Origin of the sequence: Helicobacter cinaedi PAGU611, from assembly GCF_000284635.1 — a bacterium.
GTDB lineage: Bacteria > Campylobacterota > Campylobacteria > Campylobacterales > Helicobacteraceae > Helicobacter_C > Helicobacter_C cinaedi.
The window spans coordinates 927739-946777 of sequence record NC_017761.1 but is presented as its reverse complement, the minus strand read 5'-3'; the positions used below and the strand labels follow the sequence as shown (position 1 = coordinate 946777).

Sequence of the window (19039 nt, the reverse complement as noted above, 5' to 3'; positions counted from 1 at the left end):
TTAGATTTACAAATCTTGATTGATAAGCTTTTCAAAACTTTCAAAATACACTTCCGCCATTTCAGTAAGATTCATATTAATCTCATCAACACAGAATATCTCCCCACCCACACAGCCGATTTCACACACAGGGACTTTATGCTTTTTAGCTAATTGCATAAAGCTTTGTAAATTTTCCGCTGTGATTTCCGCCACGACACAGCTTTGCGATTGCGAGAAAAGTAGCTGAGAGGGGAGATTTGTATGGATATTACAGCCTATGGGCTTATTGACACCATTACCTAACACCATTTTAGCTAGAGTGATTGCCAAGCCCCCCTCGCCTATGTCCTTAGCCGAGCTAATAAGGGAGCTTTCTGCAGATTCTAAAAGCAGATTCCACAAGTTTAATTCCTTTTGCAAATCAATAGCAGGTATCTGCCCATAAATGCGTTTTTCTAGAATCTTTTGAGCTAAACTCCCGCCAAATTCAGGCTTAATCTCGCCAAGCAGGACAATGCTATTGCCTTGCGTTTGGAATTGTGAAGGGATAGCCTTTTGTATATCGCCAAGCAAAGCTACACTAACAATGGAGGGTGTGGGGTAAATATCCACACCATCGCTTTGATTGTGTAAAGAGACATTGCCACTTACCACAGGTGTGTTTAGAATCTCACACGCTTGTTTAATGCCCTCGCACACTTCGCTAAATGCCCACATCACTTCAGGATTCTGCGGAGAACCGAAGTTGAGACAATCACTTATAGCTAAAGGCTTTGCACCATTGACAACAGAGTTTCGCCCAGAAGTTGCCACGGCGATTTTTGCTCCATTTTGTGGATCAAGCTGACAATACCGCATATTGCAATCCACGCTCATACTAAGAGCCGTATTTGTGCCTTTTATGCGTATCATACTCGCATCGCCGCTTCCAGCAGGGGTTATGGTATTGCCCTGCACACTGCTATCATACTGCTCATACACCCATTTTTTATTAGCAATTTCAACGCTTCCTAGTAATGTCGTAAAAATCTCTTGTGTGCTTAAATCTGTCTCAAGGCGGTCTGCTTTATGGCTTTGTGGTGGAATTGCACGAGTAGGCATATCCAGCATAGGGGCATTTTCACTAAGCTCTAAGATAGGAATCTCCGCACATTTCTCCCCATACCAAAATAGCTCCATATTGCCACTTTTTGTAACCTCCCCAATAATTGCCGCATCAACTTCCCATTTGCTAAAAATCTCTAGCACCTGATCTTCACAGCCCTTTTTCGCACAAATCAGCATTCGCTCTTGCGATTCACTAAGCATTAGCTCATACGGATTCATACCGCCTTCACGCATAGGCACTTTATCTAGGTGCAGTATCATACCACTCCCGCTTCGCCCCGCCATCTCAAAGCTAGAGCTTGTAAGCCCCGCTGCTCCCATATCCTGAATCCCAATGATTAAATCCTGCTTAAAAAGCTCCAAACACGCCTCTAGTAAAAGCTTTTCAGCAAATGGATCACCCACTTGCACTGCTGAACGCATAGCCTTTGAATTTGAGCTAAAGCTATCACTGCTCATAACAGCTCCACCCAAGCCATCTCGCCCTGTTTTACTCCCCACATAAATCACAGGATTCCCCATACCTTGAGCCTTTCCATAAAAAATCTCGTTCTTTTTCACTAGCCCCAAGCAAAAGGCATTAACCAAGATATTGCCGTTATAGCAAGATTCAAAGCTCATCTCTCCGCCAATTGTCGGCACCCCCATACAATTTCCATAGCTCCCTATGCCCTCTACAACGCCACGCAAAAGATAGCGGTGCTTTTTGCCAAGGCTGCTAGAATCTGCCACATCGCCAAAACGGATAGAGTTGAGACTTGCCACCGGACGCGCACCCATTGTGAAAATATCTCGCATAATGCCGCCAACACCCGTTGCTGCCCCAGCGTGAGGTTCAATAAAGCTTGGGTGATTGTGAGATTCTATTTTAAACACTGCACAAAGATTATTACCAATATCAATTACCCCTGCATTCTCACCCGGTCCTTGCACGACCCAAGGGGCTTTGATAGGGAAACCTTTAAGATATTTTTTGCTTGATTTATAGCTACAATGCTCACTCCACATCGCTGAAAAAATCCCTAACTCTATAAGATTTGGAGGGCGTTTTAAAATCTTAAGAATCTCCTCATAGTCCTGCGATGAAAGCTTATGGGCTTTTAAACTCTCACTAAGATTGTCAATCTCGCCTAAAAGATGTGTAATATTTACCATTTTTACCTCATAAATGTAGAATCTAAGCTTGAAGTCAGCACTTGAAGCTAAACTTCAAAAATCTGGGATTTTAGCATAAATTAACTTTTTTTTCTTTTTAACGCAAGATTAAGCTAAAAGTTGGATTTTTTAAGTTTGCGATAAACTTTCATTCAATACAATGTGCGACTTGTAACACAAAGCATAAGAATAAGTAGGAGAAGCTGGAAATGAAGTATATTAAGTTTTTTAAGGAACTTAACAACAGAGATGTGCCTATCGTTGGCGGTAAAAATGCAAGTATTGGTGAGATGTTTCAAGAGCTTGTGAGTGAAGGCATAAAAGTGCCAAATGGCTTTGCCATTACAAGCGATGCGTATTGGTATTTGCTAGATTCTGGTGGCATACGCCAAAAGATCATTGACTTGCTTGATGGCGTTGATGTAACTGAAATTGATGTTTTAAAGACGCGTTCTAAGAAGATAAGAGAGTTGATTTTTGGCACACCTTTTCCTGCGGATTTGCGTGAAGAGATTTTTAAAGCCTATGAGATTTTAAGTGCTGAATACGGTATGAAAGAAGCCGATGTAGCGGTAAGAAGCTCGGCTACTGCGGAAGATTTGCCTGATGCGAGTTTTGCCGGACAGCAGGATACTTACCTGAATGTCAAAGGAAAAACCGAGCTTATTCACTATATCAAGTCTTGCCTTGCTTCGCTTTTTACTGACAGAGCGGTGAGCTATCGTGCATCTCGTGGGTTTGATCATTTTAAAGTGGCTTTGTCTGTGGGTGTGCAAAAAATGGTGCGTGCCGATAAAGGCAGTGCTGGGGTTATGTTTAGCATTGATACAGAGACAGGCTTTAAGGACGCGGTGTTTATCACTTCATCTTGGGGATTAGGCGAAAATGTCGTAGGCGGAACCGTGAATCCTGATGAATTTTATGTCTTTAAACCCACACTCAAAGAGGGCAAACGCCCTATTATCAAGCGACAGCTAGGACATAAACATCAAAAAATGGTCTATGCCCCACGCGGTAGCGAACATCCTACAAAAAATATTAAAACCACTCAACGCGAAATGAAAAACTTTTCTATCACAGATTCAGATATTTTAACCCTTGCGAGATATGCTATAAAAATTGAGGAGCATTACACAAAAGAGGCTGGAGAATATCGCCCTATGGATATGGAATGGGCTAAAGATGGCGAGAGCGGGGAGATTTTCATCGTTCAAGCACGACCAGAAACGGTGCAAAGTCAAAAGAGCAAAAAAAGCGATGGACAAAAGCTAGAAAAATTTAAATTTGTGAATCCTAGTGCTAAAAAAGAAGTGATTCTCACAGGAAAAGCTATCGGTGGGAAAATCGGCACGGGTAAGGTGCGGATTATCAACGACATAGAGCATATGGATAGTTTTAAAGAAGGTGAGATTCTAGTAACGGATAATACCGATCCCGATTGGGAACCAGCGATGAAAAAGGCAGCAGCGGTTATCACAAATCGCGGAGGTAGGACTTGCCACGCCGCGATTGTGGCACGGGAAATTGGTGTGCCTGCGATTGTTGGGGCGATTGGGGCGACAGATAGGCTATATAGCGGTATGGAGATAACGGTCTCTTGTGCCGAGGGCGAAGAGGGCTACATCTATGATGGCATTTGCGAATACGAGATTGAAAGTATTGAGCTAAATAATCTTGGCGACCCAAAGACAAAGATTTATATGAATGTAGGCAACCCAGAAAAAGCCTTTGGATTTTCACAGATTCCAAATCACGGCGTGGGCTTAGCGCGTATGGAGCTTATTGTACTAAATCAAATTAAAGCTCACCCCCTAGCCCTGCTTGATATACAAAATGGCAATACAAAGGGCTTAAAGGAAAAGGCAGAGATTGAAAAGATAATGAGTGGATATGAGAATCCAAAGGACTTTTTCACAAAGAAAATCGCTGAAGGCATTGGTATGATATGCTCCGCCTTTTATCCTAATCCTGTGATTGTCCGCACGAGTGATTTTAAATCAAATGAATATCGCGGTATGCTTGGTGGCACACCTTATGAGCCACACGAAGAAAACCCAATGCTTGGTTATCGCGGTGCTAGTCGGTATTATTCCGAGCAGTATCGTGCGGCGTTTGAATGGGAATGTCAAGCTTTGGCTATGGTGCGTGATGAAATGGGGCTAACCAATATGAAAGTGATGATTCCATTTTTACGCACACCAGAAGAGGGTAAAAAAGTGCTTGAGATTATGCGTCGCAATGGGCTAGAATCCGGTAAAAATGGGCTAGAGATTTATGTAATGTGCGAATTACCTGTGAATGTGATTTTGGCAGATGAGTTTTTAAGTATGTTTGATGGATTTTCTATTGGTTCAAATGACTTAACGCAACTTACACTTGGCGTGGATAGGGACGGACAGCTTGTAAGTCATATTTTTGATGAAAGAAATCCAGCTATGTTTGCGATGTTTAAAAAAGCCATTGAAGCCTGTAAGCGACATAATAAATATTGTGGAATCTGCGGACAAGCTCCAAGTGATTATCCAGAGGTTACAGAATTCCTTGTTAAAGAGGGTATAAGCTCTGTTTCACTCAATCCAGATTCAGTTATCGCCACTTGGCAAAAGGTTGTAGAAATAGAAAAAAGGCTCAAAGGCTAATTTTTACTCCATTCTCTGCTTTGTATAAAAAAGTAGAGAATTTCTCCTAATCAAACCTCTAATATCAACGAAATCAAGTTTCAAAAAATAGGTAAAACAAAATTAAGAAGAAAAAAGAGCAAGAATCTAAGAAGCTCACCACAACCACTTCTTGGTTGTAACGAGTATTAAAGTCCGCTCGGCTTATGCCGAGCAAAACTAAAGCTCAAGCTTATAAGGCACACAGAAAGTTAAAAGCCTTTAATTATTATTGTTAAAAAAATCATTCTCATAGTCCATCTGCCCCTTTGTCATATCAAGATCAACGCTCAAATCCTCAAATGAACTATAACTATCATTAATATTACTCATCAAATCTAATGTATCCATTCCCGTGGATACAGAGTAATCAACTACCGCACTCATAATCTCATCATCATTCATCATAACACACCTCCTAAAGATTAAGAAAGCTTAATTCTCCCACGAAGCCGTAAATAAAAAATAACAAGTTTCATTAGCTTACTCAAAAAAACTTTGAAAACAATTCTAACCACACAAAAAACAAATCTACAAAATATCTAGTTTTCCAAATAGCTTCTAGATCCCTTGTATGCCTTGCTCCAGTAGTTAGAATCTAGTCTTGCCTTGCTGACGACCTTGCCCTTACTTGGTGCGTGGATAAACTCATTATTACCGATATAGATTCCCACGTGATTAATTCTCCTACCTTTGTTTGTGATAAAAAACACCAAATCACCCTTTTGAAGCTTACTCTTATTAATCGCAGTGCCATCATCGTATTGATCAAATGAAGTGCGAGGCAAAGAGATTCCATTGAGACGATAGACTGCACGCGTCAAACCACTACAATCAAAGCCAGATTCCGAAGTGCCACCCCATTTATAAGGCACACCAAGATAATCGTGGGCAGATTCTACCAAATCATCGCGTATGTCTTTGGACTTTTTTTGTTTAGGAACATTCTGCTTATTAATAGCATATTTCTGCGGCGATAAGATAAAAAAAACGCCAATTAGCCCTTGTTTTTGATACCTTTGAGCTTTACTTTTAGCAATCTCAAGGCTTTCATAGTTTCCAAATCGCACCTTATACATACCTTTTTCTTTAAACAAAAACGCATCAAGCCCCTTTTTATTAAGCGAATCTACCAGCCTTCCTGCATTTTCAACATTGCTAAAACTCCCCACCTGCACACTATATGCAAGAGGCTTTTGTGCGTTTAAAGACGCACAACCTACAAATAAAAATACTGCACCTATCCATATATACACAATGATTTTTCGCATTTCACTCCTTAAAAACTAAAACATTACAGGTCCAAGGAATCGTAGCCCCACAGATACCCAGCCTTCCTTACCCCTAAAGGCATTCCCATAAGTGCCATCAAGCTGAATCTTATCCTGCACAAGCCAGATTCTAAGCCCTAGCTGAAATTTTGCATTATCAAACCGCTCATAAAAGCTCTCCCCCAAAATCCACACCCTTTGGGTGAGCTGCTGCTCTAAGCCCAAGCCGACATTATAAATATGACTATCGTGTGATTCTCGCTCTAGTTTATAGCCAAAGTTTGAATGCAAAAGTAAAGTATTATCAAAAAATGCTGCACTAACAGGCACATAGAGATAATGATCGTTACGATATTTAGAACGCTTAAAGTTATAGGCATTGCCTATAACAAGTCCATAACTATATCCATCTTTTTCCAAATCATTAAAAATCTTTTTTGCCCCTATAATAAACTGCCTTGCACCAAAAAGAGCGTTTGTATCATCTTGCTTATATGGAGTGTTACTAAACATACCGCCCATACTCATCTCAATATCAAAAAGCAAGTTACAGCCCGGTATCGCCCAATACTCACCTATTTCGCCATCATACACACCCCAAGTCTCAAGCTGACAGGAATGCCTATCCACCACGCGCACATCATCGGTTATCATCGGTCTAGCGGCATATAATGGATAAAAAGATAGACACAAGGCAAATGCGATAAATGCGTATTGGGCTTGTTTGAATCTTACACCACACTTCATTTAGAAATTTTCCCCAAACCAGCTTGCCACATCACTGCGAATCGTCTGTTGTAGCTGAATCCCAGCAATAAAGTCATCTTTCAACGCCTTGCCTAAAAGACTCAACGCCCCGTTTCTAAACTTACTCAAATACGGATGGTCAATCTGTGCCCAATCGCCCAAAAACACAATCTTACTTCCCTGCCCTATGCGTGTGCCTATGAGCTTTATAGTCGCATTTGAAGCATTTTGCACTTCATCAAAAATCACAAATTTATTCCCTATGCTAATGCCCCTTGCGTGGGCAATATCCACAATCTCAATATTATGCTTTTGGATAAAATATTCTGTCGCAGCTTGTTTTTGTATGCCATTGACTTCGCCGCGATATTCAATGCGTTTAGCCAGAGAACTCTCTTGGAGCTTATCAATAGTAAAATTTATCGCACTATAAAGCGGATACATAAAATAGCCTAGCTTTTGGCTTTCATCGCCCTTACGGTAGCCTAGCTCGGCTTCTTTGTCATTAGCCGTAATCGTATTACGCATATACACAATGCCATCAACCACACCATTTTTCACAAGTGTAATTCCAGCCTGCAGGGCGATGAGCGTTTTGCCACTGCCTGTTGAGCCTGTGGCAATGGTGAGATTATTCTGTGGGTGGGTAAGCAGGGCATAGAGCATTTTTTGCTCTAAGTTAATGGGCGTGATATAGGGCTGATGAGCTTTTAGAATCTCATCAAGATTCAGCTCTACAAACTCCCTGCCAACCTTTAAGCCAAAGATTTTTTTGCCTGTTTTATACAACGCACTATCAGTATTATCCATTTCATCAATTTGGATTAAACTCCACTGCTTGAGTTTAGAAAAATTCTCATCTTTAGCTAAATCCGTCAAAGCCTTGTCTTTATGCACTTCAAAGGAATGCCAAAAATCAATATCGCTTGGATTTTCGACTCTATCTCTAAAAAGCGATTGTGCGGGAATCCCTTGGGCTTGAGTGCGGACTTTGAGTGAAATGTCATTAGTAAGCAAGGTAAGATTGTAATCCTTTGCGATTTCAATCAGTTTAGAATCATTATAGCTATGCTCTTGCGGTGGGAGCTTGTAGCGTGGGCGGTAGATAAGAAATAAAGGAATGCTGTAATTTTCAAATTTAAATAGAATCTCTTGGATAAAGTCATTATTTTCTTTTGCGATAGTAGCGATTTTATCCCCCTTACTGCCGCCCTTACTTAAATTATCGCTATTAATACAGCGGAAAAACTCGCGTGCAAAATACCCCGTCTCATTTTGTAAATCTTTTTTCTTATCAAGCTCTTCAATAACAACATCACAAATAAACAGCTGATTTTGGGCGTTTTGCCACAAAAAGATGATATTTTGCGTATCATCTAGGATAATAGAAGTATCAAGCAAATAACACTTTGTAATCATTTGTAATCAATTAACTCCCTTTGGCTAAAATCCCACTATTGTATCAAAAGATACATAATCTAATGTAAAAGGATAGAATGATGGAAGTAAAATTTAAAGACACTCCAGCAAAACTAAGTAGCAATACAATTAAAGTTGGCGATAACGCCCCAAAAGTAGCTCTTGTAGCTAAAGATTTATCACAAGTAGAAGTAGGTGGTGCAAGTGGAAGCTACCAAATCATCAATATCGTGCCAAGCCTTGATACAGGCGTATGTGCGACACAAACGCGTAAATTCAACGAAGAAGCAGCAAAACTGACAAACGCAAAAGTGTATGTGGTATCTTTGGATTTACCTTTTGCTCAAGGACGATTTTGCAGCACTGAAGGCATTGAGAATGTAATAGTGCTTAGCGATTTTAAGGCAAAAGACTTTGGCAGGGCGTATGGGTTGATTTTAGAATCTTCCCCACTTGCAGGGTTACTCACTCGTGCGGTGATTGTGGTAGATCCACAGGGCAAAGTCGTCTATGGAGAAGTATGCGAAGAAATCACAAATGAGCCGGACTATCAAAAAGCGCTTGAAAGTGTTAAGTAGGGTATGGTGGAACATCTCACATTAGCAGAGATTGGCAAGATTCTAGATTTAGGGGTGTTTTATCTTGGCACAAAAGGCACTTGTGGGAATCCACGAGTGCGTCCTATGCGTTCAAATATCGTGCATAATGGCAAGTTGTATTTTGGCACAACGCACAACAAGAATCTCCTTAAGCATATTATGCAATTTAGTGGTGTTGAAATCTGTATCAGCACGGCAGATATTTTGGCTTTGCGTGTGCGTGGGGAAGCAAGGGTGGCAAATCACCTTGATGTCAAAGAAGCTTTTATGGCAAAGTATGGGCGTATAGCCACCGCTTTTGAAAATAACCCAAATCACCCAGATTTTGCGGTTTTCTACCTTGAAAATATCAGTGCGAGACTACAAGACTTTAATGGCAATATTCTTACATACAAGGAATAGCTACAAAGTCGGTGTGGTTTTGCTAGATTCTATTATTGCAAGATTCTAGCTTTTTAAAATAAGGCTAGAATCTAAGCCCTAGCTCTTATAATACTCCCTTACCACTTCCCTATCATCAAAATAAATCTTATTGTTGCCTATGATTTGACAGTCCTCATCGCCCTTGCCCAAAATCAACAGCACTTCATTTTCTTGCAACTCATTTAAAGCCTGAATAATCGCCTTTTTTCTATCCACTTCCATAACGACAAGTTTTCGCCCACACTCTTTTGGCAGCCCACTTGCTATGTCCTGTAAAATTTCACTAGGATCTTCACTTCTTGGATTATCACTTGTGATGTAGAGTTTATCAGCGTATTCAAACGCACAAGCACCCATTTTAGGACGCTTACTCCTATCCCTATCGCCCCCAGCCCCAAACACAACAGCAATTTTTTGATGTCTAAAACTTTCAAAAATCTGCTTCATACCATCGTGCGTATGTGCAAAATCCACAATCACAAGCGGTTTATGATGCACCACTTCCATACGCCCACTCACTCCGCCAAAATTTTCCATTGCTTGTGCTATCTCGCAAAGGGGCTTGTTTGTAAGAATCTTAACCGCAGCAATACCAGCAAGGGCATTGTATAGATTATGTTTGCCATAGAGATAGGTTTGCAGCGCACAGGATTCTTGGCTACATTCTTTATTGTCTCGCCACGCAATATGTGCATCAATGCCAGATTCTAACGCGTAAGCTCCAACGCTCAAATGCCCCTTTTTCTCCACACCATAATAAAACACCCCTATGTCCCCATATTGATCTTGGCATTGTGCGTATTTCTCATCAGCATTGATAAGCTTTAGCCCCCTTTCTTCAAAAAAGCTATTTTTCACTCGCCGATACTCTTCCACACTCTTATGATAATCCAAATGATCGCTTGTAATGTTTGTTAGAATCTTTAGCTCAAAGTTTAATCCCGCTATCCGCTCTTGGATAATGGCGTGTGAGCTTACCTCCATTATGAAATAATCACAGCCCTTAGCCTTAGCAAAACTAAGATTCTCATACAGCTCAAGCACACTAGGTGTTGTAAGCCCTTTTGGCTTGATTGTGCTTTCATTAATAAAAAAGCCCCTTGTGCCAAGCAGGGCAACCTTATAGCCCAAATCAAGCAAAAGAGAGTAGATAATCGCTGCGGTGGTGGTTTTGCCATTTGTGCCGGTAATGCCTACAATGCGTGGATTTTCCCCGGGAATAGAATCTAAAAGCACCTTGCCTAAATCACAAGATTCTATAAGATTTTCTTGTGGAAAATCACTTGGGATAAATGCCATATTTTGCTTACTTCGCACAAGCAAAGCTTCTTCTTTTACCACCCCATTTTCTAAAGCCACACGCGTATCATCTGTAAGAATCTTAAAAGTCTTGCTCTTATAGTTTATGTTTTTTTTTATTATCATTTGCCACCTTTTGTAAAATTTTTTCAATCTCACCATCATAAATGATATTTTTCTTAAGCGAGTCAATATACTCCATTGATATATCTTGATAGTCATTGTCTATGAGTTCATTTAAAAATTCATAAAATTCATTCTTGCTTGTAAAAATAATCTTTGAGCTAAACATCAAATCTTCAAAGGCTTCTTTAAAATTTTTCTTTTCTTTGGCAATTTGCTTAAAATCTTCATATAAGATTCCATTCAAGCTATCTGCGCGGAGACTTTCAAGGTGCTTTAGCATAGAAAAAATACTATTTGTGCTTTTATCAAAACTTTTAATCGTTTTTAGAATCTGCTCTCTTGCCTTTGCCTTGCTGATTTCTTGGGAGAGCAGAATCTGATAATATTCATATAAGCCAACCGCTTGCTCTTCGAAGTCTTCTGCCATATCAGCAAGCAAAATACCGATTGTAGATTCGGTATTGTTTGGCTCAAGTGTGAGATTATGCGTAAAAAGCTCAAATGCCTTTTTGTATTGCTTAGCAGTAAAAAGCTCAAATGCCTTTTTATTATTTCTATTGATAACTTGCCTTGTGCGTGTGTCTGTGAGTTTTATAACTTCCATAGTCTATCCATACTCAAAAAGTCTTAAAAAGATTCTCCGTGTGGGATATGCACGATGGCAATATCTGGGTGAATCTCTTCTTTTAAACGATTTTCAATAGCATATTTCAGCGTGTTTGCCGAGCTAGGACAACCCTTACAAGCCCCTTCTAAACGCACATACACCTTCGCATCTCTAATACCAAGCAAGGTAATATCCCCACCATCAAGCGTAAGCGTAGGACGCACCTTATCAATCACTAGCTCAACGGGAGTTTGCAACTCTTCATCACTAAAGGGAAACATATCTGCTCCTTTTTTATATCCATAAAATTTTTAATATACTTAAAAACCGCCGTATTCTAGCGTATTTTTTCAAATGTATATTGTTTCCACTCACAGCCCAACACAGAATCTAAAAATGTTTATAAACTACACAAAGAAGCTTTTTTTACCATAAAATATCCGCAATGGACTTCATTTTGTATTCAATCCTTATATAGAATAGAACACGGATTTTACAAAAGGAGTGAAAATGAAGTTAAAGAAAATCTCAATTATGGCTTTGGCTTGTGCTGTAAGCTTAGGATTTTTAGGTTGTGGTGAAGATAAGACACAAGAAGTGTATAAAGTGAAATTTGCTCATGTTGTTAGTGCTAATACGCCAAAAGGGCAGGCTGCTGATTTTTTTGCTAAACGCGTTGATGAGTTAAGTAATGGAAAAATCAAAGTGGAAGTTTTCCCAAGTGCACAGCTTGTTGATGATGATAAAGTTTTTCAAGAGCTAACACGCAATAATGTGCAAATGGCGGCACCGAGCTTTTCAAAATTCACACCTATTGCGAAAGAATTTAATGTATGGGATGTGCCGTTTCTATTCCGCGATACGGAGCATTTACACAAGGTAATGGATAGTGAAGTGGGACAGATTCTAAAAGATGTCGTATCTCAAAAAGGTATTGTTGCTCTTGATTATTGGGACGCAGGATTCAAACAATTCAGCACAAATAAAAAGCCTATTGTTCTCCCAGAAGATGCAAAAGGACAAAAAATGAGAATTATGAGCTCAAAAGTGCTTGAAGAGCAAACAAAAGCCATTGGAGCGATCCCTCAAGTATTGCCATTTGGAGAAGTGTATTCAGCCCTTTCTACAGGTGTTGTTGATGCGGCTGAAAATCCACTCTCTAATCTCTACAACTCTAAATTCTATGAAGTGCAAAGATCAATCACACTTTCAAATCACGGATATTTAGGCTATCTTGTTGTGGTAAGTGATGGCTTTTGGAAACAGCTTTCAGATGATTTAAAAGAGATTTTCAAACAAGCTCTCCACGAAGCCACAGAGTTTGAGCGTAAAGAAAGTGAAAAAGAAGAAAAAGTTCTGCTTGAAAAACTTAAAAAAGATGATACATCAAAAACAGAGGTTATCACACTTGCTCCAGAGCAAGTTTCAGTGTGGAAGGAAACTATGCAGGCAATTTACCCAAAATTCTACGATATTGTTAGTCAGGATTTGATTGAAAAAATCATTCAAGTGCAATAATCTAGAATCGAGGGGATTAAATGCTTTCTTGGATTGCTAAACCTTTTATTTGGGTTCACCGTAGCCCAAAAGTCAATAGAGTTTTTGCTCTTTTGGATATCTTTATCGCTTCTATCAACAAAAATGTAGCTGTGGTAGGACTCCTTGCGGGGGTTATTATCACCGCTATAAATGTATTTTGTCGCTACCTTAGCGGACTTTTCCCAGATTATTTTCATCTTTCACTCACTTGGGCAGAAGAAATGGCTAGATATTGCTTTTTATGGTCGGCTTTTTTTGGTGCGGCTTATGGCTTTAGAAAGGGTGTGCATATCAGCGCAACTATGCTTTTAGAGCGTTTTCCGCCTAAAATCGCCAAAGCTTGTGTTATAGGCATACATACGCTTAACTCATTTTTTCTCGCCTTTATGGCGTATGCTGGAGCAATGGTGTGTTATGATAACTACTTGCTTGGCTATATGAGTGAAGCATTGCACAATGTGCCTTTATGGATTTTTCTGCTCTGTTTGCCTTTGGCATTTTTTGGTGCAACATACCGCTCTGTTGAAAAAATCTATGAAGTATCTTGGACCGAAGCAAATAAGGTTGTGAAAAATGTGGAAGTTGAGATGATTCACGATTCTGTAATAAAAGATTAAAGACTAATAATGAGGCATTAATGAGCGTTGCATATTTATTACTTGTTTTGTTTGGATTACTTCTTTTAGGTGTGCCTATATCCATTGCTTTGGGTGTGAGTGCCATAAGCGCACTTTTCTTCTTTACTCCCTACAATGTCATAGGCTCGGCTGAAATTATGTTTAATGGCTTAAAACCTGCACTTATGGCAATTCCTATGTTTATCTTAGCGGGATCTCTTATGAGTAAGGGTAGCTCGGCAACGCGCATTGTGGAGTTTGCCAAATCGCTTGTTGGACATTTTCCCGGTGGTTTGCCTACCAGTGCGATTTTGGCTTGTATTATTTTTGCTGCTGTAAGCGGCAGCTCTCCTGCAACGGTGGTGGCTGTTGGCTCTGTGATGTTTTTAGCTATTAAAAATGCTGGATACCCAAAAAGCTACGCCGTTGGGGCGATCACCTCTGCAGGAAGTCTTGGGATTCTTATCCCACCTTCTGTTGTGATGATTGTTTATGGAGTAACAGCTGAAGTATCCATTGAAAAGCTTTTTATGGCAGGAGTTGTGCCGGGCTTGATGATTGGACTTATGATGATGATTTATGCCTATGTGGGGGCAAGGCGGCTAGGATTCAAAGCTACAAAGCCTGAAACTTTTAAAGTAAGATTCAAAAAATTTAAAGACGCATTTTGGGCACTGCTGATTATTTTTGTCATCATCGGTGGAATCTATGGTGGAATCTTTACTGCCACTGAAGCTGCGGGTATTAGTGCTGTATATGCCTTTATCATTTCTGTTTTTGTGTATAGAGATATTAAATTTAAAGACTTATATGCTGTATTTTTAGACGCGGCGATTACAACGGCAATGATATTTTTCATTATTGGTTTTGCTGTTGTTTTTGCACATTTTTTAACAAATGAGAGAATCCCACATTTAATCGCAGAATTTCTTGTAGCACAAGAGATGAGTTGGTGGATGTTCCTTATCCTTGTGAATGTCGTGCTATTTATTATGGGGCAGTTTATGGAGCCTAGCTCTGTTATTATGATTATGACACCTTTGCTTTTACCCATCGCCCTAGCCCTTGGCATTGATCCTATACATTTTGGTATTGTGATGGTGGTAAATATGGAGCTAGGTATGCTTACTCCACCTGTGGGGCTTAACCTCTTTGTGGCGAGTTCGCTTACCGGGCTAAGTCTTAAAGATGTAATGATTTCTGTGTTGCCTTGGCTTGGTGTAATGCTTGTTGGGCTATTACTCATAACCTATATTCCAGATATTTCACTATGGCTACCTAATCAAATCAAATAAAGGGAGGGGGATTTATGGAGTTTAAGGACATTAAACAAATTGAAAAAGCACAAAGCTTTAATCAAAAAGATGGTGTCAAGCTCTTTATTGTGCTTATCTTTTTTCTTGTCATTTCTCTAGTAGCGATTATGGCTCACACTGGGCATAACACACTACTGCTTGTTTTTGCAACTATTATTGGTGGCTATATGGCGATGAATATCGGTGCAAATGATGTAGCTAATAATGTTGGACCCGCTGTTGGCTCTCAAGCTATTACGCTTGTTGGAGCGATTCTCATCGCAGCTATTTGTGAAGCAATGGGTGCAATAATCGCCGGTGGTGAAGTGGTAGAGACAATCAAGTCTGGCATTATAGATTCTACCCATCTTGCAGAACCTCGTGTTTTCGTGGCTTTAATGCTTGCCGCCCTTGCTTCTGGTGCGGTTTGGTTACATTTGGCAACGGCTATTGGTGCACCTGTTTCTACGACACATTCACTTGTAGGTGGAATCTTGGGAGCAGGGATTGTTGCCGGTGGCTTTAGCGTGGTGAATTGGGCAGAACTTTTGCGTATTGCTTCAAGCTGGATCATCTCGCCTGTGCTTGGTGGAGTTATTGCGGTTATCTTTTTGCTTATTATCAAAAAAAGTATTACCTACAAGGAAGATAAGCGGCAAGCGGCGAAAAAGATAGTGCCAATCCTTATTTTTGTGATGACTTGGGCTTTTAGTCTATATTTAATTTTAAAAGGACTTAAAAAAGTTTTACCCAAGCTTGATTTTAGCGTATCTATTGGGATTAGCCTGTTTATTGCCATTGTCGTATATCTACTTGTGCGTCCAATAATTGCCAAAAAAGCGGAGACTCTGCTTAATACAAAAGAGGATATAAACTCCCTTTTTACTATTCCCCTTGTTTTTGCAGCAGCACTTTTGAGCTTTGCTCATGGGGCAAATGATGTGGCTAACGCCATTGGACCACTCGCAGCGATTAATGAGACATTAAACAACCTTGGAGAATCTTTGTCTGTTAGCAAGGCAGGTGTGCCTTTGTGGATTATGGTTATCGGTGGACTGGGCATTTCACTGGGACTTGCCTTGTATGGTCCTAGACTTATTCGCACCGTTGGCAGCGAGATAACAGAGCTTGATAAGATGAGGGCATTTTGCATTGCAATGAGTGCAGCTCTCACTGTGCTTTTAGCCTCACAGCTTGGTTTGCCAGTAAGCTCAACACATATTGCTTTAGGGGCTATTTTTGGTGTTGGATTCTTAAGGGAATATTTGAAAAAACGCTATTATGAAATGCAACAAACAATCATTGAAGCACATAAAGGCAAAGATGCGCAAGAAGTTGAAGCATTTCTAGATAGATTCAATAAAGCAAGTATAAAGAAAAAAGGGGTTATGCTTGAATCTCTTAAAAACAATAATAAACTTAAAGATACGCCAAAGCTTGATAGAAAAGAGCGAAAATCACTCAAAAAAGCCTATAAACAAGAGCTTGTTAAACGCAGTGCAATAAATAAAATCATTGCTTCTTGGCTTATCACTGTTCCTGTGTCAGCATTGCTTGGTGGGCTTACTTATTTTATTATTATCAGTGCTGGTTTTGATATTTAGCACTTTAAAAGTTTTAAAAGATTAGATTGACTACAATTCAAGTCTATCTTTTCTTATTTAAGGAGAATCTTTGGATCCGTATTCGTCGGTTTTGATGCTTTTGTTGGCATTGTTTTTAGTTTTTCTCAATGCCTTTTTTGTGGTTTCGGAGTTTGCGATTGTTAAAATACGAAAATCTAAGCTTGAAGAATTAGCCAAAAATGAAGTTAAAAATGCTTCTCTTGCTCTTAAAATTACCAATTCGCTTGATAGTTATCTTAGTGCTACACAGCTTGGGATAACCTTTGCCTCCCTTGCTTTGGGTTGGATTAGTGAAAATGCATTTGTTAAGCTTATTTCAATCCCATTTTACTTTTTTGTAGAATCTTCGCCCATTTTAGTGCATTCCATTGCTTCAGTTATTGCATTCATATTTGTTACGCTTTTGCATGTTGTGCTAGGGGAGCTTGTGCCTAAGTCCATAGCTATTGCTAAGACTGAATCTGTCGTGCTACTCATCGCTAAGCCCCTTTACACATTTTGGATTGTTTTTTCCCCACTTATTAGACTATTTGATATTTTGGCTGCGTTTTTCCTTAAGCTTATGGGGATTCAACCTGCTAGAGAAGGAGAGTTGGCACATTCTGATGAAGAGCTCAAAATCATTGTGGGCGAAAGTTTGAAAGAAGGCTATATAGATTCAATAGAGGGTGAGATTATCAAAAATGCTGTGGATTTTTCAGACACTTTGGCTAAAGAGATTATGACGCCCCGCAAAGATATGATATGCCTTGATGCACAAGAAAGCTATGAAAATAATATCGCTATTGTATTAAAGACTAATCACACACGCTACCCTTATTATCAGGATTCTAAAGATAATATTTTAGGTATGATTCATATCCGCGATTTATTTGAAAATACCATTAAAAATGGGGAGACTAATCTCTCAAAGCTTGTAAGAAATATGATTATCGTGCCTGAAACCGCTCATATTTCAGAGATTCTTACCACGATGAATCGTCAGCAGATTCACACCGCTCTTGTGGTTGATGAGTATGGTGGGACATCTGGGCTCTTGACAATGGAAGATATTATTGAAGAGATTATCGGAGATATTTCTGATGAGCACGATTTGAAAATAGAGGATATGCGGCAAATTGATGAAAAAACTTATGAGTTTGATGGCAAGTTGGACTTAGAAAGTATTGAAGAAATGCTTCATATCACTTTCAGCAACACAAATGACCATATTACAATCGGTGGCTATGTCTTTGGGCTACTTGGAAGACTACCGATAATAAAAGATAAGATTTGCGATGAACATTTTGAATTTGAAGTGCTTGAAATGGACGGAGCAAGAATCAAAAAGCTTAAAGCCACTGCCCTACCACAAACACAGCAGGAATCTTAAAAAAAGCCAAACAAGTTTCTAGTTTTTGTAGAATCTTGTTTATATAATCTTGCTTTTCACAGCACTACAAACTACTCTTTCGCAACTTATCTTTTCACAAAACTAAACCCCGCAAAGATTCTAGCTTCACTACCGCCTTGTAGCTTCACGCACCATTTTTACTAGCTCTATGGCGTTTTCCCGTGGTAAATCTGGTAGCATTCCGTGTCCTAGATTAAAAATATGTCCGCCATCTTTTCCCATAATCTCCAAAATCTCTTTCACGCCCCTTCTCATAGAATCTACATCATACAAACGCGATGGCTCTAAGTTCCCCTGCAAAACATACTTTTTGCCTAGCTTTTCTTTTGCCATATTCATCGGCGTCCCCCAATCCACGCCAAAGACATCAAACTCTCCATCAATCTTATCCAAATACGCACCAATCCCCTTAGGGAAAAGCATAACCGGAATATGTGGATATTTGCCCTTAATATACTTTGCAATATCTTTCATATACCCCCAGCTAAACTCCAAATATGCCTCCTGCTCCAACGCACCAGCCCAGCTGTCAAAAATCTGCACCGCATTAGCCCCGGCTTGAATCTGCCCCTCCAAATATGCCTTGAGTTCATCACTCAAACGCTCCAGCAGGGCTTTCAAAACCTGCGGTTGCTTATACAACATTGCTTTGCTCTTAGCATAAGTTTTGCTCCCCTGCCCCTCTATCATATAAGTCGCCAATGTCCAAGGCGAACCACAAAAACCAATGAGTGCCTTATCCTTAGGGAGTTTAGAGCGGATAGAGCTTACCGCATCATACACATAGCCAAGCTTGTCTTTAGCACAGCCCAAAGCCTTTACATCTTCTAGTGTGGTAATTGTGCGGTTAAAATGCGGACCCTCACCACTCAAAAACTCTAATGGCAAACCCATTTCCAGCGGCACAACCAAAATATCACTAAAAAGTATCGCCGCATCAACATCTAGAATCTCCACAGGCTGCAAGGTTACCTCCGTGGCAAGATTCACATTCTTACATAAGTCCAAAAACCCACCAGCCTTAGCCCTAGTAGCTCTATACTCGCTAAGATACCGCCCCGCCTGTCTCATAAGCCAAATAGGCGTATAGGGCGTTTTTTTCCTAAAACACGCATCAATAAAAATCATTTTTTGTTCTCCATTCCTTTAGTTAGATTCTCTTTTGACATTTAGAATCT

At 39.8% G+C, this 19039-nt stretch carries 17 protein-coding genes; 8 read left to right on the top strand and 9 right to left on the bottom strand.

The window, feature by feature from the left end:
• Nucleotides 1-6 precede the first annotated feature (6 nt).
• Nucleotides 7-2244, bottom strand: a complete 2238-nt coding sequence (gene purL, locus HCN_RS04730) for a phosphoribosylformylglycinamidine synthase subunit PurL (protein ID WP_002956706.1) — start codon at nucleotides 2242-2244, stop codon at nucleotides 7-9.
• 209 nt (nucleotides 2245-2453) lie between these two features.
• Here purL and ppsA point away from each other — a divergent pair, with 209 nt between their 5' ends.
• Complete coding sequence (gene ppsA / locus HCN_RS04725; protein WP_002956707.1) at nucleotides 2454-4883, top strand: pyruvate, water dikinase; 2430 nt, start codon at nucleotides 2454-2456, stop codon at nucleotides 4881-4883.
• Between the two features lie 240 nt (nucleotides 4884-5123).
• Here the strand turns inward: ppsA and HCN_RS04720 are convergent, their stop codons facing one another.
• From HCN_RS04720 to HCN_RS04705, 4 genes are all read right to left on the bottom strand, one after another.
• Complete coding sequence (locus HCN_RS04720; RefSeq protein ID WP_014666716.1) at nucleotides 5124-5309, bottom strand: hypothetical protein; 186 nt, start codon at nucleotides 5307-5309, stop codon at nucleotides 5124-5126.
• Between the two features lie 134 nt (nucleotides 5310-5443).
• Nucleotides 5444-6172 (bottom strand): NlpC/P60 family protein, encoded by a 729-nt coding sequence (locus HCN_RS04715; protein WP_014666715.1) that lies wholly within the window; start codon nucleotides 6170-6172, stop codon nucleotides 5444-5446.
• A 15-nt stretch (nucleotides 6173-6187) separates the two neighbouring features.
• Complete coding sequence (locus tag HCN_RS04710; RefSeq protein ID WP_041309510.1) at nucleotides 6188-6919, bottom strand: hypothetical protein; 732 nt, start codon at nucleotides 6917-6919, stop codon at nucleotides 6188-6190.
• Nucleotides 6920-8338, bottom strand: coding sequence for a PhoH family protein (locus HCN_RS04705; RefSeq protein ID WP_014666713.1), 1419 nt, complete (start codon nucleotides 8336-8338; stop codon nucleotides 6920-6922). It abuts the gene before it with no gap.
• A 77-nt stretch (nucleotides 8339-8415) separates the two neighbouring features.
• On the opposite strand from HCN_RS04705, the gene tpx reads away from it, so the two are divergent.
• Together tpx and HCN_RS04695 are read left to right on the top strand one after the other, a co-directional pair.
• Nucleotides 8416-8916, top strand: coding sequence for a thiol peroxidase (tpx, locus tag HCN_RS04700; RefSeq protein ID WP_372449641.1), 501 nt, complete (start codon nucleotides 8416-8418; stop codon nucleotides 8914-8916).
• Between the two features lie 3 nt (nucleotides 8917-8919).
• Entirely contained in the window at nucleotides 8920-9339 is a 420-nt protein-coding gene (locus tag HCN_RS04695; protein ID WP_014666711.1) for a hypothetical protein, read from the top strand.
• A gap of 78 nt (nucleotides 9340-9417) precedes the next feature.
• Here HCN_RS04695 and HCN_RS04690 read toward each other — a convergent pair whose 3' ends face one another.
• The 3 genes from HCN_RS04690 to HCN_RS04680 are packed head-to-tail and all read right to left on the bottom strand — an operon-like array spanning nucleotide 9418 to nucleotide 11673.
• Entirely contained in the window at nucleotides 9418-10785 is a 1368-nt protein-coding gene (locus tag HCN_RS04690) for a UDP-N-acetylmuramoyl-L-alanyl-D-glutamate--2,6-diaminopimelate ligase (protein WP_014667552.1), read from the bottom strand.
• Nucleotides 10757-11389, bottom strand: a complete 633-nt coding sequence (locus HCN_RS04685) for a hypothetical protein (RefSeq protein ID WP_002956715.1) — start codon at nucleotides 11387-11389, stop codon at nucleotides 10757-10759. Before HCN_RS04685 ends, HCN_RS04690 begins: the two co-directional genes overlap by 29 nt.
• Nucleotides 11390-11412: 23 nt before the next feature.
• Nucleotides 11413-11673, bottom strand: a complete 261-nt coding sequence (locus tag HCN_RS04680; RefSeq protein WP_002956716.1) for a NifU family protein — start codon at nucleotides 11671-11673, stop codon at nucleotides 11413-11415.
• A gap of 229 nt (nucleotides 11674-11902) precedes the next feature.
• Between HCN_RS04680 and HCN_RS04675 the strand changes: the two genes are divergently transcribed.
• The 5 genes from HCN_RS04675 (at nucleotide 11903) to HCN_RS04655 (ending at nucleotide 17840) form a co-directional block, all read left to right on the top strand.
• On the top strand, nucleotides 11903-12910 hold the full coding sequence (locus HCN_RS04675; protein ID WP_014666710.1) for a DctP family TRAP transporter solute-binding subunit: 1008 nt from the start codon (nucleotides 11903-11905) through the stop codon (nucleotides 12908-12910).
• Nucleotides 12911-12930: 20 nt separating this feature from the next.
• Nucleotides 12931-13548 carry a TRAP transporter small permease gene (locus HCN_RS04670; protein WP_014667551.1) on the top strand — a complete coding sequence of 206 codons (618 nt, stop codon included), beginning with the start codon at nucleotides 12931-12933 and terminating at the stop codon, nucleotides 13546-13548.
• 20 nt (nucleotides 13549-13568) lie between these two features.
• Nucleotides 13569-14843, top strand: a complete 1275-nt coding sequence (locus HCN_RS04665; protein ID WP_014666709.1) for a TRAP transporter large permease — start codon at nucleotides 13569-13571, stop codon at nucleotides 14841-14843.
• A gap of 14 nt (nucleotides 14844-14857) precedes the next feature.
• Complete coding sequence (locus tag HCN_RS04660; protein WP_014666708.1) at nucleotides 14858-16447, top strand: inorganic phosphate transporter; 1590 nt, start codon at nucleotides 14858-14860, stop codon at nucleotides 16445-16447.
• A 70-nt stretch (nucleotides 16448-16517) separates the two neighbouring features.
• Nucleotides 16518-17840, top strand: coding sequence for a hemolysin family protein (locus HCN_RS04655; protein WP_002956721.1), 1323 nt, complete (start codon nucleotides 16518-16520; stop codon nucleotides 17838-17840).
• A gap of 129 nt (nucleotides 17841-17969) precedes the next feature.
• Here the strand turns inward: HCN_RS04655 and hemE are convergent, their stop codons facing one another.
• Nucleotides 17970-18989 carry a uroporphyrinogen decarboxylase gene (gene hemE, locus HCN_RS04650; protein WP_002956722.1) on the bottom strand — a complete coding sequence of 340 codons (1020 nt, stop codon included), beginning with the start codon at nucleotides 18987-18989 and terminating at the stop codon, nucleotides 17970-17972.
• Nucleotides 18990-19039: the final 50 nt, after the last annotated feature.